Source organism: Streptomyces sp. NPDC041784 (assembly GCF_055591025.1).
In genome coordinates, this window is sequence record NZ_JBVJAB010000060.1 from 1 (window position 1) to 23,720 (window position 23,720).

Below are 23,720 nucleotides of genomic sequence, written 5' to 3' on the forward strand. Positions count from 1 at the left end.
AAGCAGAGCCGCCTCCACAGACCCACCAGCAACACTCCGAGAGACAGAATGAACCAACTCAAAGCACAGCATTCAAGATGAAAACGACCTCTCAGACCGCGTTTGAGATCTGCCGTGCCGCCGGGCTGTTGCGGTCGTTGAGCCTGTCGTGAGCGGTGCTGGGGGTGGGTATCCGTCGGACCTTACGGATGAGCAGTGGGCGCTGGTCGAGCCGCTGTTGCCGCTGCCGAGGGTGGGTCCGAAGGGCGGGCGGCGGGAGAAACATCCGCGGCGGCGGATCGTCGACGCGATCTTCTACGTCGTTCGGACCGGTTGCGCGTGGCGGCAACTGCCGAAGGATTTCGCTCCATGGCCGACGGTCTACTGGTACTTCACGTGGTGGCATGACGACGGCACTGTCGAGCGCGTCCATGACGCGCTGCGTGGCAGGGTACGCGAAGCCGATGGTCGCAACGCCGAGCCCAGTGCGGGGTTGATCGACTCCCAGTCCGTCCGAACCGCCGACACAGTCCCGGTTGCCACCCGGGGATTCGACGCCGGCAAGAAGGTCAAGGGCCGCAAGCGGTTCATCATCACCGACACCCTCGGCCTGCTCCTGGCCGTGCACGTGGTCGCGGCCGACGTTCAGGACCGCGATGGCGCTCGCCGCCCGTTGCTGTGGACCCGCCTGGACTATCCCAGGGTCCAGAAGATCTGGGCCGACCAGGGCTTCGTCGGCCGCCTGGTCGACTGGACCGCCCAGATCCTCGGCCGCGACCTGGAAGTCGTCCGCAAAGAACCTGGTCAGCGCGGCTTTCAGATTCAGCCCAAGCGTTGGGCGGTCGAGCGCACACTCTCGTGGCTCACCGCCAACCGGCGTCTCGCCCGCGACTACGAGACCAGCCCTGCCCATTCGGAGACGATGATCCGCTGGGCGATGATCGGCATCATGGTCCGTCGCCTGACTCGGGTTGGGCCGGCATCTCGACCGGGTCCTCGGCCGTTGTTCCGTACCTCCGACGTGACCAGTCGCGATCTCTGACGCACATCTCAGTCCGGTTCGTCCTCGATGAGCACGGTCAGCATCGCGTCCAAGGCGCTGTCGCTGAGTTCTGGGACGGCCCATAGACGCCCTCACCCGGCATATCCGATCCTTCGCGGCCATGCTTACCGAGCGCCAGGGCGAGCGCCTGCCGGACTGGCTCGACGCCGTCCGGCAGGACGACCTGCCCAGCCTCCACACCCTCGCTGCAGGCATCGACCGAGACCGCGACGCCGTCATCGCCGGCCTCACCCTGCCCTGGAGCTCGGGCGCTGTCGAAGGTCATGTCAACCGGATCAAGATGCTCAAGCGCCAGATGTTCGGCCGTGCTGGCTTCGCACTCCTACGCAAACGAGTACTGCTCGCCTGAGGTTGCCCATCAAGCCATCCAGATCAGGGCTGCTGCCCTCCTCAGATCAGATCGCGGGGCGACGCAGCACGTCCGTGGGCGCCCAATCGCTCTTCCAGAAGGCTTCAAGCCCACACTCGTTGATGAACTGCCGCTCCACCTCGTGGATGGGGTACATCCCCTGGATGTTGATCACGTCGTGACCCTCGTGTCCTGGAACGCCAACGTCGATGCCCAGGTAGTCGTCTCTGTCGAGGACCAACGGCGCGAACACGCAAAATGCCGTCATCTCCGACTCGGGCGCGATTCGCTCGCCGAAGTCAATGGTGCTGCCGTAGCTGAAGGGGAACGTGCCACGCAGCTGCTCGGCAAGGAAGCCCACCGCGTGGGCCCAGATCACGTCGGTCGAGTTCACGCTGAGACAGAGCTCCGGCGAGCCGTGCTGCCAGTCCGGATGTTCTGCCAGCGACAAGCCGTAGGTGAGCGCCGTAAGAAGCCCGTCCGGGAGGTCGTCGTACACGATCTCCGTGACACCACGCAGGCCCTGTTTGGTCGACTCGACAGGGAAGAATCGAGGCTCTCTGCCCCCGGAAAGCCGATCAAGATGGGCGAGGTACTTCTCTACGCGACTGGGCATGCAACCAGCCTGCACGATCGCCCACACGCGGACGCCATCGAGGCGTCCCCAGCAACGCTCTGCAATGGATCCACAGAAGTTGTGCCAGAACCCGAGAACGGACAGCAGATGTACACCGCTTCCGGAGGCACCTCGATCAGCGACTGTTCGATGTTCACGAGAATGAGCAGCACGCTGTCTGCACCCGACGGGCCCGCCCGTAAGCGTGCTTGTGTCCGGGGACGGGAGCCGTCACGCCGATCTCCGCACTGAAGGCACAGGGGTGCACCGCCCCGAAGGAGGGCGGCCCAGCCCGATTACGGTGACGGACGTGACTGACTGTCAGGCGCGGCTCGAGGCCGGCTCCGGTTCCAGCTGCGGAGCGGGGTGCCCATGGCCGAGAGCAGGTAGCCGGCCGCCACTGCCGCCACGGCCCTCGGACTGCTCTCGGGTTCGCGCCTCGGCTCGTCCTGTTCCATCGCTGGCGGTCAGTCGCGCACGTGCAGCCCGAAACCTGTGCGGCCCGCGGGTTCCAGTCCCTCCTTCAGGTGCAGCGAGGGGATCTCGTAGTCGCCGAAGTTCTGCCGCCGGAATGCGATCGGCTCGGTCGACTCCAGGGTGAGCAGGCGCTGCTCCCAGGCCTTGGCGACGTCCGGACAGTCCTCGCCGGTCATCCGGTCGGTGCCGTAAAGCACGAACGGCGGCAGCACCTCGATGCCCGGGTAGTACAGGATGCCGTGCTGGATCGGGAACAGCAGATCGTCGATGGGGCCGTTGATCCCGCGAGCGGCGTAATGCGACTCCGGGCCGCCGGCGGTCACCGACAGCAGAGCCCTCCTGCCCGCCAGGGTGCCTTCGCCGAAGCGCTCGCCGTACTTGGTGTCGCTGTGCTCGCCGACGCCGTAAGCGAAGCGGTAGGTGAACACCCGGTCCACCCAGCCCTTGAGGATCGCGGGCATCGTGTACCACCACAGCGGGAACTGGAAGATGATCGTGTCGGCCCACAGCAGCTTCTCCTGCTCGGCGAGGACATCCGCAGTGAGCGTCCCGGCCTCGAAGGCCCGGCCCGAGTCCAGGGCGACCTTCAGCGGACGTGAGACCTCGGGGCCGTAGTCCGCGGCGTCCACGACCGCCTTCCAGTTCATCGCGTACAGATCGCTCACCCGTACCTCGTGCCCGGCGTTCAACAGCGTGGACACCGCGAGGTCCTTCAGCGAGCCGTTGAGCGACTTCGGCTCCGGGTGGGCGTAGACAATCAGCGTCTTCATGGGGACTCCTTCGGATCGGATGCCTTCGATCCTGGGCGCCGCGCCGCCCGGCGTTCAGGGGCTCCTCATCCATCGGACGGGACTTCCTGGTAACGGCAGGACCACCCTCACGGGCCCCCGCCGAGGCCATACTGGGCACATGGACGATCTTGCGGGCTTCCTGCGGACCCGGCGTTCTCGGGTCGACCCGGCGGCCGCCGGCATCCCCACCGACAGCCGCCGCCGGGTCGAAGGGCTGCGCCGCGAAGAGGTCGCGCACCTGTCCGGCGTCAGCGTCGACTACTACGTACGCCTGGAGCAGGGCCGCGCGACCCAGCCCTCCGAGCAGGTCCTCGACGCCCTCGCCCGCGTCCTCGGCCTCGACGAGACCGAACGCGGGCACCTCTACCGGCTCGCCCGGCAGCACCGCCGCCGCGCGAAGGTACCGGGTGGACGGGTCCGGCCGGAGCTGCTGCGCGTCCTCGACCTGGTACCCGACGCACCCGCGCTGATCATGAACCACCGCCTGGACGCGCTCGCCGGGAACCGCCTCGCCGGACTCCTCTACGGCCGCCCGATGCCGGGCCTGAACACCGCCCGGCACATCTTCCTCGAGGAAGCCGAGCGCGGCCTGTACGCGGACTGGGAGAACTGCACCCTCGACGTGGTCGGGCACCTGCGCCTGGCCGCCGGCAGGTACCCCGAGGATCCCCGCCTGGCCTCACTCATCGGCGAGTTGGCGATGGGCAGTGAACGCTTCCGCCGGCTCTGGGCCCGCGCGGACGTACGCGCCCGCACACATGGACGCAAGGCGTACCGGCACCCCCTGGTCGGAATGCTGGAACTGCACCAGGAAAACTTCGCGCTGCCGGACGAATCAGGCATCGAGCTACTGGTGTTGTCCGCGGCCCCCGGCAGCCCCGCCGAGGACGGGCTGCGCCTGCTCGCCGGCCTGGGCGCGGACACCGGTGACGACGCCCATCCCCCAGTGAACGCCCAGATCCGCGAGTAACTCAACGACGCCTCACCGCCGGGAACATCCCAACACACCAGAAGCCGGGATGGTGCTGGCCGCTGTCGTGTCTGCTGGACAGTTCGATTTCTGTGTGCGGCGGGGTGCCTCTCACGGTGCTGTACATCTGCTGTCCGTTCTCGGCTCTGGCACAGATCTTGGGGACCGGTCGCGGAGCGTCACCCCGGTGTTCGATTGCGAGGGGTTGGATTCGCGTGAGACCGCGCACGTCTTGTCGTCTGGCAGGCGAGAGTGACGCTCCGTCAGGTCTCTGCTCGTATCCGCCGTGGTCGGCTGTGGGCGGTGACGGTGCTGGTCATGCTGGCCGATGCATCGTTTTGGGACTCTCTCGTGTTCGACGGGATCGACGACGTGGACGTCGAGGCGGTGACCGCTGCCTTCGGCACGGTCGATGTGGTGGCCAGAGGCCGGGCGGCCGGGGCAGCCTGTCCGGACTGCGGCCGCTTCTCGGACCGGGTGCACGACTGCTATCAGCGCAGATTGAAGGATCTCCCGCTCAGTGAGCAGAGCGTCGTGATCCGGTTGACGGTCCGGCGTTTCATCTGCGGAGCGGCGGATTGCCCGCGCCGCACGTTCGCCGAGCCGTTCACCCAGTTGACCGCCCCGTACGCGCGGTTCACGACTCGGCTCAACCACGCCCTGGAGCGCATCGGGCTCGCGCTGGCTGGATGGGCCGGCGCCCGGCTGGCCGCCCAACTGGGTCTCGATGCAGGGCGGATGACCTTGTTGCGCAGGGTCACGGCACTGCCGGATCCGCAGTTCAGCACGCCGCGGGTGCTGGGTGTGGACGACTTCGCGATCCGCCGGGGGCAGACCTACTCCACCGTCTTGACCTGCGGAGAAACCCATGCGTGGTCGATGTGCTCCCGACACGCGAATCAGGACCGCTGGCCGCATGGCTGACCGCCCACCCAGGCGTGGAGATCATCTGCCGGGACCGGGCGGGCGCCTACGCCGAGGGCGCCCGGCTCGGCGCCCCCGACGCCCTCCAGGTCGCCGACCGGTTTCACCTGTGGCAGGGCCTCGGCCGGGCCGTGGAGACCTGCGTCGCCGCCCACCGGGAGTGCTTACGAGCACCGGCACCACTCAAAACGACGAGCGCCGACACTCCGCCGGACGGCTCGGAGCCTGCCGCCCGGGAGCCGGTCGGCAGACGGGCTCAGCGCAAGAAGGCTGCGCATGCCCTGGTCCACGAGTTGCTCGCGCAGGGCCACTCGCGCCGGGCGATCGCCCGGCACCTGGGCTGGAGCCTCAACACCGTGCTGCGCTACGCGCGCGCCGCGCACTGGCAGGACACCCTCCGCGAGAACCGCCCCCGGCCCAGCAGACTGGACCCCTACAAGCCCTACCTGGACAGGCGGTTCGCCGCGGGCCGCTCGAACGCCACCCTCCTGCACCGCGAACTCCTCGCCGAGAACGGCCCCCGTCACCTACCAGATGGTCCGCGCCTACATCGCCACCCTGCGTGCCACCCCGCCGTAGGCGCAGCCTCCACCGCCGACGGTGCGCAAGGTGACCGGCTGGCTCACCCGCCACCCCACAGCCCTGAGCGAGGAAGACCGCGCCGCGCTGAAGGACGTCCTGGCCCGCTGCCCCGAGCTGGACGCCGCCGCAGGGCACGTTCGCGACTTCGGCGAGATGATGGCCCACCGCCGCGGCCCCACGCTCCCTGCCTGGATCGACGCCGTTGACGCCAGTCAGCTGCCGGGCCTCACCAACTTCGCCCTCCACCTGCTCCGGGACCTCGACGCCGTGACAGCCGGACTCACCCTGCACTGGAGCTCCGGCGGCACCGAAGGCGCCGTGAACCGCATCAAAAAGATCAAAAGGCAACTCTACGGGCGAGCGGGATTCGACCTGCTCCGCAAGATGATCCTGCTGCAGTGACCCACCCTCGATATTCGAGTGAACGCACGAAAGGGGCTGCGTAGGGTGACCGGCGTGGACCCAGCTGACTTCTACACCGGCATCGTCGCGGAGCTCTACGGACCGCTGAAGTCCTTCTCTCAGGACCCCGAACCCTACGCAGCCTTCATTCAGCAAACCGGCATGCCGGCACTGGAGCTGGGGTGCGGAGACGGTGATCCGCTGCTCGAACTGCGCCGACGCGGCCTGGACGTCGACGGCGTCGACTCCTCCGCCGACATGCTGGAGCGGCTCCGACGCCGGGCAGACGAACAAGACATCCGTGCCACCGTGTTCCACCAGCGCATGGAGGCATTGAACCTGCCCCGCCGCTACCGGGCGATCTTCCTCGCCGGGCCGACCTTCACCCTGCTCCCCGACGACGCCACAGCCCTCGCCGCCCTACGCGGCATCCGCGCTCACCTGGCTGAGGGCGGCACCGCCCTGGTGCCACTTTTCACCCCCGCACCGACCCCCACCGAACAGATCGGCCGAGTGCGCACAGCCGCCACACCCGACGGCGCCGAGCTCCGGGTATCCGTCGTCGCCGAGCAACGCGACGAGACAGCCCGGACACAGACGACGCTTCTACGCTACGAACGGCACCACGGCTCAGACAGCACCATCGAAGAGCGCCCGTGGATCATGCATTGGTACACCCCGGAGCAGTTCGAGAAGCTCGCCACGACCGTCGGCCTGGCCGCGACCGCGGTCACCGATCCGGACGGCAAACCAGCCTCCGCTGATGGCACCGACCTGCTGCACTTCCGACTCCAAACCACCTGACCGCCTCGCCTCTGAGAAGCAAATCCTGTCCCCGCTACCAACTCCGGCCCCCACGACACACCTTGAGTTCTAGTGGTCGTCGCAACACCCCGCCTGAAGGGGTGCGATGGACTTCGAGATCCGGGAGGGACGGGCTAAGTCTCCGGGCCGCAAGTCCCTGGTCCGTGAGCGGGAGGAATACTTCCGGCTCATGGACCAGGGGGTGAGCAGCCGGGAGGCCTGTCGGATCGTCGGGATCAACCGGCGAACCGGCAAGCGCTGGCGTAACGGCAGGAACCCGTCCGGACGGACCAGGGGAGCACCGCCTGTGCGGCGAGAGGTGACCCGTTCCGGTCCGTCCCGCTACCTGACGTCAGCCGACCGCATCCACATCGCCGACCGGCTGCGCGAGAAGGCGTCCATCCGGCAGATAGCGGCCGAGCTGGGCCGCAGCCCATCCACGATCAGTCGGGAGATCCGCCGCAACGGCATGCCCCTGCGCGGCGACGACTCCCGCTGGGCCTACCGCCCTTACGCCGCTCAGGCCCGCTCTGACGCCCGCAGACCCCGCCCGAAGCCAGGGAAGATCGGCCGGAATCGGCAACTGCGGGACTTCATCCAGGACCGTCTGAACCTACGGTGGAGTCCCGAGCAGGTCTGCCAGGCTCTGCGGGCCCAGTTCCCCGACCGGCCGGAGATGCACGTGGTCCACGAGACCGTCTACCAGGCCCTCTACGTCCAGGGCCGTGGTGAACTGCGCCGCGATCTCGCCAAGGCTCTGCGCACCGGCCGGGCCCGGCGCAAGCCCCGCCGCCAGGCCCAGCAGCGCCAGCCCCGGTTCCGCGACCCCATGGTGATGATCAGCGAACGGCCCGCCGAGGCGGAGGACCGGGCGGTGCCCGGCCACTGGGAGGGCGATCTGATCATCGGCAAGGACGGCGCCTCCGCCATCGGAACGCTCGTCGAGCGCTCCACCCGCTACGTGATGCTCGTGCATCTGCCCGACGGCCGCGGCACGGAACTCGTCCGCGACGCCCTGGTCGAGACCGTCCGGACGCTGCCGACCCACCTGCATAGCGCGAGCAGCATAGGATCCATGAACGTGGCACGCACATTCGACGATCTCGTGGAGATGCAGAGGGCGGCCGACGAGGCGCACGGCCGGGTGCTGGAACTGCGGGACACCTACGGCCGTCCCACGGTGACCCCGTGGCCGCCAGAGCAGACCGAGACGTACGAAGAGGCCTGGCAGCACTGGAGGAAGCTGGCCGGTGAAGTCCAGGCCGCCGTCACCGCGCACGCCAAAGGCGAGGACAAACCCCAGTTCAAAGTTGAGGCCGCAGTACGGACCACGGCCCGGCATCCGGAAGCGGCGACGGCCTAGAAGGTCACCGCGCCGGCCCTTTGGTCTGCATCACCGCAACGATCGCGCACCCGGCGGGAGCCGCGCGCAGTGCACTGCGGGCAGTCCAGCACGCGGCCGACTTCGGACTCCGGCCTGTGTACGGGATCACCGAGGCGGGCTGGCCCCACTCCACTCCATCCTGGCGCGGTCCGGAGGTATTGGGCCGGGGCGGTGCGCGCCGGACGGCACCGCGGCCCGAAGGGCTGGAGCCGGGCCCGTTGGGTCTGCGGGCTGAAGCCCGAGGCCGGGGGAAAACGGCGGTGATGCGGCGGCCCGCCCGGCAGAATCGGGTGATCGACACACCCTTTGGGGGAGCTATGCAGGAACTCCGCTTCGACGACGACATCCGGTTCACCGCGGCGGTCAGCAACGACCAGACACGGTGCCGCAGGCAACGGCTACCACCAGCAAGGCCCGCACCGAGGGAGGGAACGCGGTGGCGAACGGCGAGGCACAGTGCCGGAAGACGCTCGCTCGGCAGCGCAGGCAGTGGGAGACCGAGACGGCCCTGAACGCCGTGATGTCGGACCCCGCGGTTCAGCGCCCAACGCAAGAGATCGAGGAGCTGGAGGCCTCCCTGGCACGGGAGCTCAGCCCCATGCTCCAGCGTTTCCAAGAGCGGTACGACCGAGCGGTCCAAGACGGAGACCTCGACCTTCTGAGCCGCTCGTGTCCAGGCAAGCACGGCAGGTGGGGGAGGGTCTGCGTCCTGGACGTCGGGCACGAAGCGGAGTACCCGCACCTGGGGACCACCTCCGAAGGGCAGCCCGTGGCCTGGGTGGGGTCCGCTCCGGACGATGACTGACCTGCCGGATCGGCAGAAGCGACGTACGATGCCGCGGTGAACTGGCGTGCGGCTCCGTGGCTGACTCCGCCGGCGGGTGTCAGCCGAGCGAGTCCTCGGACGTGATCGGCGTGCCGGGTGTCGGCGATGGCCACGACGCCGGGGGTGGGCCGAATGCGCGACGAGCTGTCCACACGTGCAGAGCGGCGAGAGCAGCGGTGGCGCCCCCACCGATCACGGCGCCGAAGCCGAGCGGTGCTACTTGGCCGAGCACGACGATGCCGTCTTTGGTCCCGTGCTTCGTGACGAAGTTCGGTCCCATTACGCCGTTGATCTGGCGCAGCCTCGCGACGGGAACCTTGGCGACCGCCTGCCCCCCAGTGTGGTCCGGTACGCGCGGCGACCCTGGGAATGGCTGCCGAGCCGATCCCGTAGAGCGCGACTCCGATAAGCATTCGCAGGCGCTCGTCCTCGTCGCCGGAGACTCCGTGGACTTCGGCGATCGACAGCGCGAAAAGGGACCTCAGCTGAAGAGACGAGACAACCTCGCCTGCCGACGCGACTCCCGAGCCAAAGCCGGGCGCGGCCGCAAACGCTCCCACTACGGCGCCCCTCCCGGCGAAATCCCTGATGTGCCTCCGCTCCAGGGCGCGGATGATCTGTGCCGGTGTCGCCTCCGGGTTCCGTCTGCGGGCCCGGGCGATGTTCTCGCGAGCCCGTGGGCGCTGGTCCTCGACTACCTGGTTCAGGCGATCGCGGACCTGTTGCCCACGGAGGGCTGCTACGGGAACCGGTCCGTCGAGGGCACCTGCTGCCATGCCATGAACTCCCTAGATCATCACGTGTCGAATGAGTCTCCCACCCCGGGCCGGCCGATCGGTTCTCGCATCAGATGGACGGCCGCCGCCCGCAACGGGAAAGGCAGTAAGGGCGGTTATAGGCGGTGTCTTTCGGATCATCGCGAAAGACACGGACTGAGGCTCGGCGCCGGCGGGGCTACCGGGGTCGCAGGGTGTGGAGATCCGGCAGATGGCGTTCGCCGACATGGGGCAGGGTGGTCTTCCGTCCTTGGCTGTCGCACAGACGTACGCGCTGCTTCGGTGGAGACGAGTCCGTCTCCACGACGATGTCCTGGATGTCGGGCCAGGCCCACTTCCGCACCCGCACCACCCCGACCACGGCGATCCCGCTCGCCCGCACCACCGTGCGGGCGCGCCACAGGGACAGGGCCCACACGCCGTCGACGATGGTCAGAACTCCTATCAGAATCGCCGCGACCCAGCCCGGCAGGTCGTTGATGACCACCTCGAGCACCCCGCACGCCAGCATCAGCGCGATGAGCGCGAGCACCTTCAGCCGCGCGCGTCTGTCGGCGCGGTACTCCCGCAAGATCACGCCCGTCACGCCCGTCACACCCATGCCCCGCTCCGCCGGGTGGCCTACTTGGCGGCCCAGTAGCCCAAGTTGTTCCGGTTCCCCTCCGCCGCCCGGCGCGGCGCGTCCGGCGATCCCAGCAGACCGTACGGCAGATACCCGGACCGGACACCGAGTTCCCACCCATGGACCTGGACGGCGAGGCAGGCCAGGGCGAGGGTGCCGAGGGGGAGGAGGGACCGGGGCGCGGGATCACCGGCATCGGCCTCGACGCCCTCCCGGTACGCGACCAGCCGGGCGACGAGGGCGTCCTCGAAGGCGTGCTGGTCGTCGTCGAGCAGTACGCGGAGCAGTCGCTGGTCCGCGCTCAGCGCGGCGCCGACCTCGTCGAGCCGCCGGGCGGCCTCCGCGCGCTCCCCGGCGTCGGGCTTGCGCAGCGGAACCGTCGGCCAGTCGCGGGGCAGATGCCCGGCCGCCTCGGTGAGATAGGGGCACAGGGCGTCCATGGCGGCGAGGTCGGCGGGGTCTGAGACGGAGGTGTACCGGTTGTAGGGCACGCCGTCACGGATGGCGGGCGCGTAGTCGCCGCGCAGCAGCAGTCCGGTGACCCGCTCCCAGTCCCACACATGCCCGCTGACGACACACATCTCGAACATGTCGAGCCAGGTCCGCGCGGTGGGCGCCTCCTTGACGACGTCCCGGAAGGTGATGGGCCCGTCCCCGAACTCGTCGTCGTCCGGGTCCGTGCTGATCCGCTCCCCGACGAGGGGGAACCGGAGTTCCTGGTCCCCGTTCGGGAAGCACATGATGCTCAGCACTCCGTGCACACATTCCGCGGCGGTGACGGCGACCATGCCGGCCGCGGCGTCGAGCCCCGGCTCCGTCACCGTTCGCGCGGCGACATGGTCGAGCAGTTCGTCCGCCATGGCCCGGATCAGCGTCGGCGAGATGCTGCCGTACCGCAGCGAGTGCCACCGCGTGTAGGCCCGCCCGTCGATGTCGTCGAGCGCCTCGGCCAACCGCTGCTCGCCGACCTGATGGCATCTCACATCCCGCACGTGCACCGACCCTTCATGAACTCCACGACTGGACGAGGCACATTATCAACGGGCACTGACAGCACTAGAGCGCAGCCGCGGTCTCCACGCCAAACTGTGGAGGAGGCCCTGCGGCGGCAGCATCGGCCTGACGCGGGACCCGACCGCCGGGCGTGGTCCAGTTTCGCCTACTCCTGCGCGGTCTCGGTGGCGGCGGGCCGATCGGACCGCAGGCGGGGTCGAGTAAGCCGGCGCCGCGAGGACCTCCACCGCCGCAGACGGATCCCGCCGGAGCCTCCTGCTTGATCTGCCTCGAGGTGCTGAACAAGCCGCTCGTCCTGGTCGCCTTCACTGTCCAGGACGAGGCCCGCGCCGGCCACGCCCGGGACGGCTGCGACCCGTCTCGATCAACCATTTCCAGCGGTGTCGGTCGCGGAGCATCGGCGCGCACCACGTCGGGGCCCCACTTCTCAACGCTTTCATTCCACCGCGTCGCAAAGCGTTCATCATCATGAATGTATTTCGGTAGTTTCGTGGTCTGGTCTAGACGAGCGGACAGCAATTGTGAGACGCGCAACCCCTGGGCACCACTGAGGTCGGTGCTCCGGGGGACGGCCAGCCCCTCAACGGTGTTACTGACCTTGAATGCGTGATGTCGTCATGGTGGCTGGCGTCGGAGGCCGGTGCCGGTGAGGCAGCCGTCGAGGACGTCGTGGCGGTACTGGAGCTGGCGGAGGCCGCGTCGGACGGCAGTGATCAAGTCATCGGGGTCGGCGAAGGCACGATTGGCCACGGTGGTGCGTCGCAGGACGGACCAGATGCCCTCGACCGGGTCGAGGTCGGGTGCATAGGGCGGCAGTTGGAAGACAGTGAGCCGGTCGCGGTCGGCGATGTAGCGGCGCATGCCAGCGGTGAGGTGGGTGTTGAGGTTGTCCCAGAACAGCACAATCGGACCGCCAAGCCGCTGGTGGGCAGTCTGGATCAGGTCGCGGCAGTCCTTCCAGGAGAAGCTTTCGCGCCCGTCGGGCCGGGCGTCCGGGCAGGGCCGGTAGATCAGCCGCGAGGACTCACCAGCCTTGTAGCAGGCCAGGGCGGCCACCGATAAGCGGCGGCGGGAGCGGCCCCGCACGCGGACCACAGGGGTGTGACCGCGGCGGGAACAGGTGCGGGTGGTCGGCGGCGTCATCGAGAATCCGGCTTCGTCCTCGAAGACGAGCCAGGGCTTCGCGGGCGGCCAGCGAGACGACTCGGAAGAAGTAGCTCCAGGTGCTCGCTGTTGGGCAGGGATCCCACAGCCGAGCGTTTCCGGCCCTCAGCGATCTGTCGTTCGATGAGGCGAGCCAGCGTCGGCGGCAGGAGCACAGGGTTCTTGTCGAAGGCGAAGTAGGCGCCGTTGTCGTCCTCGTGGAACTGGTCGGCGGTCAAGTGGACGATGCGGGCCGTGCGTCAGGTAGGCGACGTCCCGGCCCGGGCACAGCCGGTCGACGGTCCCGGCCACATCCAGCCGGCGCAGAAACTCGGCAGCGACAGGCCGAGCGCCCAGACTCTTCTCCACCACGGCGCTGACCACGCATTCCATGCGCGGACGCACCGTCCGTGGCCGCGGGGACCGGGAAGACTTCGTCACACCCCACCAACGCGGTCACGTCTCCCACAGACACTCTCACAGGCCCCGAACCAGCCGATTCAGCCACCCGCGAAGTACGGAGCTAGTACCGCATCAAGCAACGTTCGCCCTCAATGGTGCCGACCTGGTCCACCACCAGGAACAGGGCAGCAAGATCCGCCGCTACATCATCTGGCGAAACAAGCACGCCGCCGACGAACGCCTCCGCCAAGTCGTCGCCAGGGCGAACGACGCCTGGCGCAGCACTGGAGGGCCTGCCTCGCCGATGCGCCGGGCCGCGAGCGAGACCGTGCGTAAACTTTGGTTTCCATGCACCGATTCGGGAACTATAGTTGTCGCATGATGGCCTTTGAGATCACCCCGGAAGAGCAGGCAGAGCTCGACAAGGCGCTGTACGACGCCTTGAATCCGCTGGCCTCGGCGATTCGCTCCCGACAGACCGGGCGGCCCGCGGACCGCATGTGGGAAGCGGATCCCATCGAAGTGACACTGTCCGTCCTGGCCGCTTGGAAGGTGATGGATGCTGAGGTCAGGCAGTTGACCGCGCGCGCGGCAGCAACCGCTGGCTCCTACGGCGCCAGTTACGAGCAGATGGGGGCTGTCTGGGGCATCACCCGGCAGGGCGCCCGTAAGAAATGGCCCGACGCCGTCAGCCGCTCAGCGCCCGCGACAGCAAGAAGGAACACGCTTGCGCTTTTCGGAGGGACTGCCGAACTGGTGCAGGTGTCTTCCGGTGACTGGAGTTGGACAGGCGTGGGCGCTGATGGAGCATCCGCCGCGGTCACCGATGGGACGCGCCACGCGACCGCGGAAGAAGCAGCAGCCCATGCGGGCGCTTTCCTCAAAGAACACTCCCTCGACGCCCCCGACCGTTCCTAGCATCAGGCAACGTTCGCCCTGTTCACGACCTCGCGGAGGCGTTCGTCGGCGGCGTGCTTGTTCCGCCAGATGATGTAGCGGCGGATCATGCTGCCTCGCTCTTTGTGGCTTGCGTGGTCGGTGCCGTCGAGGGTGAAGTAGCGCAGGGCGGTGAACTGGGCCTCGATGCGGTTGAGCCAGGAGCTGTTGGTCGGGGTGTAGGCGATCTCCACGTTGTTGACCGCCGCCCAGGTCCCGACCCGCTGGCACCGCTTCGTCGTCAGGTGCGGGGAGTAGTTGTCGCACACGATCGCGATGCGCTTCCCGACCGGGTGCAGCGAGCGCAGGTAACGGCAGAACTCCAGGAATTTCGAGCGGTTCTTGGTCTTCTTGATGTGGCCGTAGAGCTGGTCTTTGCCCAGGTCGTAGGCGGCGAACAGGTGCCTCACCCCGTGCGGGCGGGTGTAGGTCGCCCGCCGTCTCGGCCTGGGCTGGCGCAACTGGTTCTTGTGCCTGCCGCCGCGTTCGGTCCACTGCCTGCCAGGGTGGGGCTGGAGGTTGAGCGGCCCGAACTCGTCCACGCAGAAGACGACTTCAGGCTCGCCGTCCTCGGGTATGACCTCGCCGTCGGCGATCGCGTAGAGGTGTTCGACGCGGGCCTTCTTGGCCGCGTAGTCGGGGTCTCGCGAGGCTTTCCAGGTCTTTATGCGTTGAAAGGTGACGCCTTCCTCGCGGAGCAGGATGCGCAGGCCCTCGTGGCTGATGTCGTCGACCACCCCCTCGGCGACCAGGAAGTCGGCCAGCTTGGCCAGGCTCCAGGTCGAGAACGGCAGGCCGTGCTCGGCCGGCCTGGACTTGGCGATCTTCTTGATCTCCCGCCGTTCCGGCAGGGTGAAGGTCCTCGGCCGGCCGCCCTTGTACTTGGGGTAGAGGGAGTCGAAGCCGTCGGCGTTGAAGTTGTGGATCACGTCGCGCACCCGGTCCGCACTGGTGAACGTCACCTCCGCGATCTTTGCCATCGACATGCCCTGCGCGGACAGCAGCACCACCTGGGCCCGCCGCCAGGTCACCACCGACCCGGTGCCCCTGCGGATCACCCGCAGCAACCGCCTGCCCTCGTCGTCATCAATCTCCCTGACCCGCACGCGCTCAGCCACGTGATCATTCTGACCGTCCGCTGCCGCACCGCACAGCAAGCCGACACATCATCACAGGGCGAACGTTGCCTGATGCGGCACTAGCTGTCCGATACACGCGTCACGAACGAATTCCGGGCACCGGCCCGACCGGGCGCGCGAGAAGGGCGCCCAAGGACAGCGGGGCGCCCTTCTCGTATCGGGGGAGGCATCAGAGCCGTACGAGCTCCCGGTCCTCGTCCACGTCGCCGTCCTTCGGGCGGTCGTGCGCGCGCAGGCCCTCGCCCTCGACGTCGACGTTGGGCAGGGCGCGGTCCAGCCACTTCGGCAGCCACCAGGCCTTCTTGCCGAGCAGCGCGAGCACCGCCGGGACGATCGCCATGCGGACGACGAACGCGTCGAAGAAGACGGCGACCGAGAGCCCGACGCCGAACATCTTGATCACGGTTTCGCCGGAGGAGATGAAGCCTCCGAAGACGGCCATCATGATGACCGCGGCGGCGGACACGACCCGGGCGCTGTGCTTGAACCCGGTGACGATGGCCTGGTTCGGGGACTCGCCGTGGATGTACGCCTCCCTGATGCGGGTCACGAGGAAGACCTCGTAGTCCATCGCGAGACCGAAGACGATACCCACCATGAAGATCGGCATCATCGACATGATCGGGCCGCTCTCCTCGACGCCGAGCAGGCCGCCGAGCCAGCCCCACTGGAAGACCGCGACGACGGCGCCGATCGCGGCGAGCACCGAGAGCAGGAAGCCGAGGGCCGCCTTCAGCGGGACCAGGATCGAACGGAAGACCGCGATCAGCAGCAGGAAGGCCAGGCCGACCACCAGCGCCAGATACGGGACCAGGGCGTCGGTGAGCTTCTGCGAGAAGTCGATGTTCATCGCGGTGGTGCCGGTGACCAGGACCTTCGCGTCCGCCTCGGAGGCGACGTCGTCCCGGATGGCGTGCACCAGGTCCTCGGTCTGTGTGGAGGACGGCTTGGAGTCCGGGATCACGGTGACGGTGAAGGTGTCCCCGGCCTTGTTGAACGTCGCGGGCGTCACCGTCACGACATCGTCCAGGCCCTTGATCTTGTCGGTCAGCTCGGCGGCCGCGGCCTTCGGGTCGGCGCTGCCCTGGGCGTCGCCGACGATCATCAGCGGACCGTTGAAGCCGGGGCCGAAGCCCTCCGAGAGGAGGTCGTAGGCGCGCCGCTGGGTGGTGGACGTCGGCTGCGAGCCGTCGTCGGGCAGGCCCAGCTCCATGGAGCTCACCGGAAGGGCGGCGACGCCCAGGCCGACGACGCCGAAGAGGAGGACGGCGACGGGACGGCGGATGACGAAGCTCGCCCAGCGGGTGCCGAGGCTCGGCTTGTCCGCCTTCTTCTCCACGGACTTCTTGCGCTTCTCCCCCTCCGGCCGGACCTTCCGCCCCGCGTATCCGAGCAGCGCCGGGATCATGGTCAGCGCGATGAGGACGGCGATGACGACCGTGCCGGCGGCCGCGAGGCCCATCTTGGTCAGCATCGGCACGCCGATCACCGACAGTCCGGCCAGCGCGATGACGACCGTGAGGCCCGCGAAGACCACGGCCGAGCCGGCGGTGCCGGTGGCCCGGCCGGCCGCTTCCTCGCGGTCGCGGCCTTCGGCGAGCTCGCCCCGGTAGCGGGAGACGATGAACAGGGCGTAGTCGATGCCGACCGCGAGCCCGATCATCGAGGCGAGGGTGGACGTCGTGTCGCCGAGGTCGAGCGTCTTGGCGAGGGCGGTGATGGCGGAGACGCCGATGCCGACGCCGATGATCGCGGTCAGCAGCGGGAGCCCGGCCGCGACCAGGGAGCCCAGGGTCATGACCAGGACGACGGCGGCGATGGCGAGGCCGACGACCTCACCGGCCGCCGGCGGTTCGGACTCGGCCTGCAGCGCGTCACCGCCGACCTCGACGGTCAGCCCCCCGTCCCGGGCCTCGTCCCCGGCCGCCTCCAGCACGTCCCGGGTGGAGTCCTTGAGCTCCCTGGAGGGGGCGTCGTAGGTCACGGAGGTGTAGGCGACCGTGCCGTCCTTGCTGACGGCGTTGGTCTTGTAGGGGTCGGTGACGGAGACGACCTCGGAGCCGTCGCCGAGCGCGGCCACGGTCTTCGCGACCGTCGCCTTGTTGGCGGCATCCGTCATCTTCTGGCCCTCGGGCGCCTTGAAGACGATGCGGCCGGTCGCTCCGTCGGCGCTGGCGCCGGGGAAACGCTGATCCAGCAGGTCGAAAGCTTTCTGCGCCTCGGTGCCGGGGATCGAGAACGAAGAGGATCCGGCAGTGGGCGCGCTGGCCGCGGCGACGCCCGCGAGCGTCAGCAGGGCCACCCATATCAGGGCGACGAAATGCCGTCGCCTGAAGGCGAGTCGGCCGAGTTTGTACAGGAAAGTGGCCACGTGGGCGTACTCCCGGTCAGGTCGTGGGGTGGAGGGTCTGTGCTCCGGCGCAGGCCCTGGGCAGGGGTGATCAGCCCGGTGGGTGGCAGGGGTGATCGGCCCGACGGCGTGAGCGGTGACGTCAGGTGCGTGGAGGACTACGGGGATGGACGGGTACGGGGATTTACTGGACGCCGAGGGCTGGGAGGACCAGGGCGTCGATGTACGAGAGGAGGAAGGCCTGCGTCGGCGGCTTCTCGTCGATCAGCGTGCGGGCGGCGAACCAGCCGATCATCATGTGGATCATGAACTCGATCGCCGGGTTGTCCGCGGCGACCTCGCCCCGGTCGATCGCCCGCTGCACCAGGCGGCGGAACTCTGCCATCTCCGGCTCGATGAGATGTTCACGGAACGCCTTCAGGAGATCCGGGTTGCCGTGGATCGCCATGGCCAAATCCCGCATCAGCGCGGAGTTCTGCTCCATCTTGGCGTCGTCCGAACACAGGGTGAGGGCGTGCAGATCTCCCCTGAGCGACCCGGTGTCGATCTCGGCGAGGCCGGCCCCGGGCTTGTCGTGCCGTACGGCCTTGGCGACCAGCTCGGCCTTGCCGCCCCACTGGCGGTAGAGCGTGGCCTTGCTGGACCGGGTGCGGGCGGCGACGGCGTCCATGGTCAGGGCGCCGTAGCCGACCTCGCGGAGCAGGTCGAGCACGGCCATGTACAGCTCGGCCTCACGCTCGGGCGTGATCCAACTACGCCGCGCCGTTGCGGTCTCAGTCATCCCACTCACCTTCCTCACCTGTCTCGTCTGCTCGACCGTGTCGTCGGCTGCCTGGTCGGCACAGCGTGTGGTCGCCGCTACGCGCTCGGCTGCTTGCTGCTGGTCCGGCGGGCAGCGGGACTGTGGGTGAGGATGCTGCGGAGTTCGGCGGTCTGCTGGTCGATGGCCTGTGGGCCGTTGCCGGTGAGCAGCCGCACGGACGGCTCATAGGCCGTTTGCGGGGCGGACATGTTGAGGGAGGACGCGACGGTGAAGCCGGCTTCCTTGATGGCCACGTCGACGAAGTAGGGCAGTCTGGTCTTCTTGCCGGGGACGTGCGGGTAGAGAAAACTCAGCGCGAACAGCTCGCCCATCTTGGGGACGGTCGCGATGGGGGCGGCGAGGAACGGGTTGTCCTTCACAGGGTAGGCGGCGCCCTGCGCGTCGATGCGCTGCCGGGTGGAGGTCACCGCGATGGGCGCGTGGCAGATCAACGAGATGGTGACGCCGTTCTCCCGGGCCGTGTGGAGGGTTTCGCCGAGCCACGCATTGTCACGGAAGTCGACCATGGGGGCGTGACCGCCGGGGGTGTGGATGAAGTCGAAGTCGGCGAGGGTGAACGCATCGGCCGGGTCGCGGTGGCGTTGGACGAGGTCCTGCAGCGAGTGGAAGGTGCCCTCGGGCAGCTTGTCGAGGCGGCGGATCAGTTCGGGTCGGTACTCGGCGAGCTCCGGTTCGCTGTTGGGCAGTAGTTCGGAGACCGGGATCCGGCCGATGTGCCGCTCCAGCAGCCGCACTTCCTGCTCGCGGCGGGCGACCAGCTCGGGGTAGCGCTGCCGGAAGCCGTTGACGTCGAACGAGCGGCGGCGCTGCTGCCTGCGCAGGGGGATGGTCTTGGCGCCGATCTTCTCGATGTAGTGCATGGACAGGGCCATGCCGTTGATGTCGAGTTGCGGGGCGTTGCCGTCGGGGGTGGCGAAGGTGAACTCGTAGTCCTTCTCGAACTCCTTGAGCATCTGAGCCATCTCGACCAGGAAGAATCCGGTCGAGATCGACTTGACCTCGGCCGGCTTGGCCAGCGACAGCTGGCGGCCGGACGAGATGATGATCAGTGCGCGACGCTTGGTGGTGGGCATGACGGGGCTCCCTTCAGTGGGCCTCGATGGCGTGGGGAGGGGTGGGCCCGGCCGACCCACTCCTGGTTGTGCTGCTGTTGGTTGTGCGGGACGAGTTGCCCGGGCTGCCGACCGAGAGGCATCCGCAACGGGGGCGGCATGGCGCTTGCGGAAGCGGGTGACGTCGAATTTCGCTGGAGAAGGACCTGCTGCCTGCGGGGGTGAGGGAGCCTGGGCGGGTGTGCCACCCGGGCTCCCTCAGGTGCCGGCGGTGCGGGTGCACGCCGTGGTGTGGGCGTGTCATGGCCCGCGGGCCGGGCGTTTTCTACTTGCCTTCCGCGGCCTTGGACACGTGCGCCCACTCGGCCCACTCGTCCAGGCGCTGCTGGTAGACCTGCGGTGCCATCAGAGTCGGCCCCTCCCCGAAGAACACGCGCAGCGGCGGCTCCTCGGCGTCGACGAGCGTGAGGATCGCGGACTTGAAGCCGACCGGCTCCGGGAGTACGACCTGCGCCCGCCGCGCGGCCATGTTCTCGTGCAGAGCCGCGTACGCGGGATGCGCGTCGGCGACGATGGCGGATGCACCGGACCAGTCGGTGGCGAAGCCGCCGGGTTCGACCAGGGTGACCTTGATGCCGAAGCCGGCGACTTCCTGGGCGAGTGCGTCCGTCATCCCTTCCAGCGCCCACTTCGACGCATGGTAGGCACCGAGGGTCGGGAACGCGACGATGCCGCCCATGGTCGAGATCTGGATGATGTGGCCCGCGCGCTGCTCGCGGAGGATCGGGAGGACCGCCTGCGTGACATGGAAGACACCGAACAGGTTCGTCTCGAGCTGGTCGCGCAGCTGCTGTCGGTGATCTCCTCGACCGTTCCGAAGAGCCCGTAGCCCGCATTGTTGATGACGACGTCGATCCGCCCGAACGTCTCGTGCGCGGACTTCACCGCGGCGAACACCTGGTCGCGGTTGGTGACGTCGAGCTCGACCGGGAGGACGGCGTCGCCGTACTGCTCGACCAGGTCACTCAGAGTGTCCGTGTTGCGGGCGGTCGCTGCGACCTTGTCGCCACGCTCGAGGGCGCCGAGGGCGAACTCGCGGCCAAAGCCTTTCGACGCGCCGGTGATGAACCAAACTTTGCTCATGATTTAAACCTCCTGTTGGTATGGACGGCCGCCCTCAAACGGGCGAGGGCTGTCCGGGTGTAGGTGGGCGGCGGTAGCGGCCCGACGGGTCATGGCCCGCGGGCCGGGCGTTTGCTACTTGCCTTCCGCGGCCTTGGATACGTGCGCCCACTCGGCCCATTCGGCCAGACGCTGCTGGTACACCGCGGGCACCCACTGGGAGGGCTCCTCGCCGAAGAACACGCGCAGCGGCGGCTCCTCGGCGTCGACGATCTGGAGGATGGCACCGCCGACCCCCTCGGGGCCGGGCGCCTGGGCGGTGGCGCCCATCTCGGTCAGCGACGCGTGCAGGGGGGCGTAGGCGTCCTGGCGGTGCGCGGTGAAGACCGACGAGCTTGCGAAGTCGGTGGCGAAGGCGCCGGGTTCGATCAGGGTGACCTTGATGCCGAAGGGTGCGACTTCCTGGGAGAGGGCCTCGCTCAGGCCTTCCAGCGCCCACTTGGAGGCGCTGTAGCCGCCCGTGCCGCCGAAGGTGGCCACTCCCATGGCCGAGGAGATCTGGACGATGTGGCCGCTGCCCTGCGCCCGCAGGACGGGCAGTACCGCCTGGGTGACGTGCAGGACACCGAACACGTTGGTCTCCAGCTGGTCGCGCAGCTCCTGCTCGCCTAGTTCCTCCACGGCGCCGATCAGGGAGTAACCGGCGTTGTTGACCACCACGTCCAGCCGGCCGAACCGCTCCGTGGCCGCCGCGACCGCCTCGAACACCTGGGTGCGGTCGGTGACGTCCAGCTGCAGCGGCAGCACCGCGTCACCGAACCGCTCGGCCAGGTCGGCCAGCGCCTTGGTGTTGCGGGCGGTGGCCGCGACCTTGTCGCCGCGCTCCAGGGCCGCCTCGGCGAACTGGCGGCCGAAGCCGCGCGAGGAACCCGTGATGAACCAGACCTTGCTCATGGAAACACTCCTGCTCGAAACGAGGTGTTGCAAGAAGACTGTAACTCTACTTGAGACTCGGTATCAAGTAGAGCTTTCGTGTACTCTGCGGGCATGAGTGACTCCGCCGCTACTCCCACCCGCTCCACGGCCAAGCCCGGGCTGCGCGAGCGCATGCGCGCCACGATCCGGGCGGAAGTGACAGAGGTGGCCCTCAGGCTCTTCGCCGAGCAGGGATTCGACCGGACGACCGTCGACCAGATCGCCGCCGAGGCCGGACTGTCGCGCGCCAGCCTGTTCCGCCATTTCGGCACGAAAGAAGACATCGTTCTGGCCGACCTGGACGAGATCGGCCGCCAGGTCACCGAAGCGCTCGCCGCCCGGCCCGACGAGGAGCGGCCCTGGGAGGCACTGCGCCGAGTGTTCGACGTGATGACGCGGATGCTCGAGGCGGAACCCGAGCGGATGCTCAGCTATCTGCGGATGCTCCAGGAGACGCCGTCACTGCGCGCCCGGCACTTCGAGAAGCAGCTGCGCTGGCAGGAGATAATGGCCCCGGAGATCGCACGGCGACTGGGGGCCAGTCCCGGCCAGCCGGACGATCCCCGGCCGGCTGCCCTCGTCGCGGCCGCCCTCGCCTGCGCGGACGCGGCTTCGGCAGGGTGGGTGGCCTGCGAGGGAGCAGTTCCACTGACCGTGCTGCTCGACCGCGCCATGGGCGCATTCACCGACTAGGGTTGTCCCGTAACTGCTGGTCACGGGTGAGATGATCTTGTCGTGGCTGGTGTGATCACGGCGTCGCAGCCGTCCTGGATAGCCCCGTTTACCGGGCTGAGCCCGCGTCAGTTCGGGAAGCTGATCACCGCGTTGCGGCGCGAGGGTGCGGATCCGGTGCGCAAGGGCCGGCCGTGGAGCCTGCCGCTGGAGGATTGCGTGCTGCTGGTCGCCGCGTACTGGCGGACTAGCCTGACCCTGCGCCAACTGGCGCCGTTGTTCGGGGTGTCCAAGTCTGCGGCTGACCGCGTCATCAACCACCTCGGACCCGCGCTCGCCCTTCAGCAACGCAAGCGGTTCCGCAAGGACGCCGTGGTGATCGTGGACGGCACCCTGGTCCCCACCCGCGACCACACCATCGCCGCGCAGTCCAAGAGCTACCGGTACTCCACCAACCACCAGGTCGTCATCGACGCCGACACCCGGCTCGTCGTCGCCGTCGGCCGGCCACTGCCCGGCAACCGCAACGACTGCAAGGCATGGGAACTCTCCGGAGCGAAGGCCGCCGTCGGAAAGACCACGGTCATCGCGGACGGCGGCTATCGGGGCACCGGCCTGGTCATCCCGCACCGCCGCGAAGCCGGCCAGAGCGAACTTCCGGCCTGGAAAGAGGAACACAACGCCTCCCACCGCAAAGTCCGCGCCCGCGTCGAGCACGCCTTCGCTCGGATGAAGACCTGGAAGATCCTCCGCGACTGCCGCCTCAAAGGCGACGGCGTCCACCACGCCATGCTCGGCATCGCCCGCCTGCACAACCTCACCCTCGCCGGGTGACGAAGAAACGGGCAGGTCATCCAACATCTCAGAGATCATTTACGGGACAGCCCTTAGGGTGCGGAAATGTGAGCTGACCTGTGGAAACGCCTGTGTGCACACTGGGGCGGGCGGGGCGCTGGGTCCGTACTTCCCGGGTCGCTGAATCAGATGGTTTGACGGTCTTGCCGGTGTGGCCGCGTTGGTCCGGGTGTGTCGATGACTTCCTGGTCCCCAAGGCCACGGACGGAACGCCCTCGCGTGGAGGTCGCGATTAAGTCCGTGGTGACCAAGCGCCTGGGCGCTCTGCCTGTCGCTGCCGAGTTTCTGCGTCGGCTGGACGTCGCGGGGATCGTCGAGGGGCTGCGGCCACCGGATTCGCGGGCGGACCTGACGCACGGCCAGGTGATCGAGGTACTGGTGGCGAACCGGCTGACCGCTCCCGCGCCGCTGTTCCGCGCCGGGGACTGGGCGTACTCGTGTGAGGCCGGCAAGGGTCTTGGTGGAGGCCGATGCGTGTCCCGGCTGGTGCATTGACGGATCTCATCGATGTCTTGCTGGGGGCTTCGGCGATCAGCGGCGTTGTCGCGTCCGGCCGGTGGCAGCAAAACGTCTCCTCAGAGGTCGTTTTCATCTTGAATGCTGTGCTTTGAGTTGGTTCATTCTGTCTCTCGGAGTGTTGCTGGTGGGTCTGTGGAGGCGGCTCTGCTTGGT

At 68.3% G+C, this 23,720-nt stretch carries 18 protein-coding genes and 6 pseudogenes; 13 read left to right on the top strand and 11 right to left on the bottom strand.

The annotated features are described in order from the left end of the window. Positions 1–148 precede the first annotated feature (148 nt). A complete protein-coding gene (locus ACZ6D7_RS46180) occupies positions 149–1,021 on the top strand; it encodes an IS5 family transposase (RefSeq protein ID WP_469504696.1) in 873 nt (290 codons plus the stop codon). Between the two features lie 139 nt (positions 1,022–1,160). Then, positions 1,161–1,391: pseudogene (locus ACZ6D7_RS46185) on the top strand (transposase); the annotation flags it as partial. Positions 1,392–1,437: 46 nt separating this feature from the next. Here ACZ6D7_RS46185 and ACZ6D7_RS46190 read toward each other — a convergent pair. Beyond that, positions 1,438–2,007 carry a suppressor of fused domain protein gene (locus ACZ6D7_RS46190; RefSeq protein ID WP_469504699.1) on the bottom strand — a complete coding sequence of 190 codons (570 nt, stop codon included), beginning with the start codon at positions 2,005–2,007 and terminating at the stop codon, positions 1,438–1,440. A 467-nt stretch (positions 2,008–2,474) separates the two neighbouring features. Beyond that, entirely contained in the window at positions 2,475–3,254 is a 780-nt protein-coding gene (locus ACZ6D7_RS46195; protein ID WP_469504702.1) for an NAD(P)H-dependent oxidoreductase, read from the bottom strand. Between the two features lie 139 nt (positions 3,255–3,393). On the opposite strand from ACZ6D7_RS46195, the gene ACZ6D7_RS46200 reads away from it, so the two are divergent. The 6 genes and pseudogenes from ACZ6D7_RS46200 to ACZ6D7_RS46225 all read left to right on the top strand — a co-directional run. Continuing rightward, positions 3,394–4,245, top strand: a complete 852-nt coding sequence (locus ACZ6D7_RS46200; RefSeq protein ID WP_469504705.1) for a helix-turn-helix transcriptional regulator — start codon at positions 3,394–3,396, stop codon at positions 4,243–4,245. 303 nt (positions 4,246–4,548) lie between these two features. Further along, positions 4,549–5,169 carry a transposase family protein gene (locus ACZ6D7_RS46205; RefSeq protein ID WP_469504708.1) on the top strand — a complete coding sequence of 207 codons (621 nt, stop codon included), beginning with the start codon at positions 4,549–4,551 and terminating at the stop codon, positions 5,167–5,169. After that, positions 5,127–5,483, top strand: a pseudogene (locus ACZ6D7_RS46210) (transposase); the annotation flags it as partial. The gene ACZ6D7_RS46205 and the pseudogene ACZ6D7_RS46210, both read left to right, overlap by 43 nt. A 295-nt stretch (positions 5,484–5,778) precedes the next feature. Next, a complete protein-coding gene (locus ACZ6D7_RS46215) occupies positions 5,779–6,153 on the top strand; it encodes an ISL3 family transposase (protein WP_469504711.1) in 375 nt (124 codons plus the stop codon). 54 nt (positions 6,154–6,207) lie between these two features. Then, positions 6,208–6,957: a class I SAM-dependent methyltransferase gene (locus ACZ6D7_RS46220; RefSeq protein WP_469504743.1), complete on the top strand. Its 750-nt coding sequence runs from the start codon at positions 6,208–6,210 to the stop codon at positions 6,955–6,957. Positions 6,958–7,063: 106 nt separating this feature from the next. Beyond that, positions 7,064–8,008: pseudogene (locus ACZ6D7_RS46225) on the top strand (IS30 family transposase); the annotation flags it as partial. A 2,113-nt stretch (positions 8,009–10,121) separates the two neighbouring features. Here the strand turns inward: ACZ6D7_RS46225 and ACZ6D7_RS46230 are convergent. From ACZ6D7_RS46230 to ACZ6D7_RS46240, 3 genes and pseudogenes are all read right to left on the bottom strand, one after another. After that, positions 10,122–10,544, bottom strand: coding sequence for a PH domain-containing protein (locus ACZ6D7_RS46230; RefSeq protein ID WP_469504714.1), 423 nt, complete (start codon positions 10,542–10,544; stop codon positions 10,122–10,124). 20 nt (positions 10,545–10,564) lie between these two features. Beyond that, on the bottom strand, positions 10,565–11,557 hold the full coding sequence (locus tag ACZ6D7_RS46235; RefSeq protein ID WP_469504717.1) for an immunity 49 family protein: 993 nt from the start codon (positions 11,555–11,557) through the stop codon (positions 10,565–10,567). A gap of 637 nt (positions 11,558–12,194) precedes the next feature. After that, positions 12,195–12,755 (bottom strand): annotated as a pseudogene (locus ACZ6D7_RS46240) (transposase); the annotation flags it as partial. 511 nt (positions 12,756–13,266) lie between these two features. Here ACZ6D7_RS46240 and ACZ6D7_RS46245 point away from each other — a divergent pair. Both ACZ6D7_RS46245 and ACZ6D7_RS46250 read left to right on the top strand, forming a co-directional pair. Then, a pseudogene (locus ACZ6D7_RS46245) lies at positions 13,267–13,398 on the top strand (transposase); the annotation flags it as partial. A gap of 104 nt (positions 13,399–13,502) precedes the next feature. Next, positions 13,503–14,042 (top strand): hypothetical protein, encoded by a 540-nt coding sequence (locus tag ACZ6D7_RS46250; protein WP_469504718.1) that lies wholly within the window; start codon positions 13,503–13,505, stop codon positions 14,040–14,042. A gap of 2 nt (positions 14,043–14,044) precedes the next feature. Here ACZ6D7_RS46250 and ACZ6D7_RS46255 read toward each other — a convergent pair whose 3' ends face one another. From ACZ6D7_RS46255 to ACZ6D7_RS46280, 6 genes and pseudogenes are all read right to left on the bottom strand, one after another. Next, positions 14,045–15,178 (bottom strand): IS630 family transposase, encoded by a 1,134-nt coding sequence (locus ACZ6D7_RS46255; RefSeq protein ID WP_469504721.1) that lies wholly within the window; start codon positions 15,176–15,178, stop codon positions 14,045–14,047. A 190-nt stretch (positions 15,179–15,368) separates the two neighbouring features. Then, on the bottom strand, positions 15,369–17,570 hold the full coding sequence (locus ACZ6D7_RS46260; protein ID WP_469504724.1) for an MMPL family transporter: 2,202 nt from the start codon (positions 17,568–17,570) through the stop codon (positions 15,369–15,371). Positions 17,571–17,733: 163 nt separating this feature from the next. After that, positions 17,734–18,330, bottom strand: coding sequence for a TetR/AcrR family transcriptional regulator (locus tag ACZ6D7_RS46265; protein WP_469504727.1), 597 nt, complete (start codon positions 18,328–18,330; stop codon positions 17,734–17,736). 77 nt (positions 18,331–18,407) lie between these two features. Continuing rightward, positions 18,408–19,445: a type 1 glutamine amidotransferase family protein gene (locus ACZ6D7_RS46270; RefSeq protein WP_469504730.1), complete on the bottom strand. Its 1,038-nt coding sequence runs from the start codon at positions 19,443–19,445 to the stop codon at positions 18,408–18,410. Positions 19,446–19,749: 304 nt separating this feature from the next. After that, positions 19,750–20,567 (bottom strand): annotated as a pseudogene (locus ACZ6D7_RS46275) (SDR family oxidoreductase). A 114-nt stretch (positions 20,568–20,681) separates the two neighbouring features. Then, complete coding sequence (locus ACZ6D7_RS46280) at positions 20,682–21,500, bottom strand: SDR family NAD(P)-dependent oxidoreductase (protein ID WP_469504732.1); 819 nt, start codon at positions 21,498–21,500, stop codon at positions 20,682–20,684. A 93-nt stretch (positions 21,501–21,593) separates the two neighbouring features. Between ACZ6D7_RS46280 and ACZ6D7_RS46285 the strand changes: the two genes are divergently transcribed. The 3 genes from ACZ6D7_RS46285 to ACZ6D7_RS46295 all read left to right on the top strand — a co-directional run bounded on the left by ACZ6D7_RS46285 (position 21,594) and on the right by ACZ6D7_RS46295 (position 23,543). Further along, the gene (locus tag ACZ6D7_RS46285) at positions 21,594–22,214 is read left to right on the top strand and encodes a TetR/AcrR family transcriptional regulator (protein WP_469504735.1); all 621 of its coding nucleotides are present in this window, start codon (positions 21,594–21,596) and stop codon (positions 22,212–22,214) included. Between the two features lie 42 nt (positions 22,215–22,256). After that, positions 22,257–23,027: a transposase gene (locus ACZ6D7_RS46290; RefSeq protein ID WP_469504738.1), complete on the top strand. Its 771-nt coding sequence runs from the start codon at positions 22,257–22,259 to the stop codon at positions 23,025–23,027. Between the two features lie 240 nt (positions 23,028–23,267). Continuing rightward, positions 23,268–23,543: a hypothetical protein gene (locus tag ACZ6D7_RS46295; protein ID WP_469504741.1), complete on the top strand. Its 276-nt coding sequence runs from the start codon at positions 23,268–23,270 to the stop codon at positions 23,541–23,543. The last annotated feature ends 177 nt before the right edge of the window (positions 23,544–23,720 follow it).

Coding starts and splice junctions, on each gene's coding strand:
- ACZ6D7_RS46190 (WP_469504699.1), bottom strand. CDS start 2,007: ATGCCCAGTCGCGTAGAGAAGTACCTCGCCCATCTTGATCGGCTTTCC.
- ACZ6D7_RS46195 (WP_469504702.1), bottom strand. CDS start 3,254: ATGAAGACGCTGATTGTCTACGCCCACCCGGAGCCGAAGTCGCTCAAC.
- ACZ6D7_RS46200 (WP_469504705.1), top strand. CDS start 3,394: ATGGACGATCTTGCGGGCTTCCTGCGGACCCGGCGTTCTCGGGTCGAC.
- ACZ6D7_RS46230 (WP_469504714.1), bottom strand. CDS start 10,544: ATGGGTGTGACGGGCGTGACGGGCGTGATCTTGCGGGAGTACCGCGCC.
- ACZ6D7_RS46250 (WP_469504718.1), top strand. CDS start 13,503: ATGATGGCCTTTGAGATCACCCCGGAAGAGCAGGCAGAGCTCGACAAG.
- ACZ6D7_RS46265 (WP_469504727.1), bottom strand. CDS start 18,330: ATGACTGAGACCGCAACGGCGCGGCGTAGTTGGATCACGCCCGAGCGT.
- ACZ6D7_RS46270 (WP_469504730.1), bottom strand. CDS start 19,445: ATGCCCACCACCAAGCGTCGCGCACTGATCATCATCTCGTCCGGCCGC.
- ACZ6D7_RS46280 (WP_469504732.1), bottom strand. CDS start 21,500: ATGAGCAAGGTCTGGTTCATCACGGGTTCCTCGCGCGGCTTCGGCCGC.
- ACZ6D7_RS46285 (WP_469504735.1), top strand. CDS start 21,594: ATGAGTGACTCCGCCGCTACTCCCACCCGCTCCACGGCCAAGCCCGGG.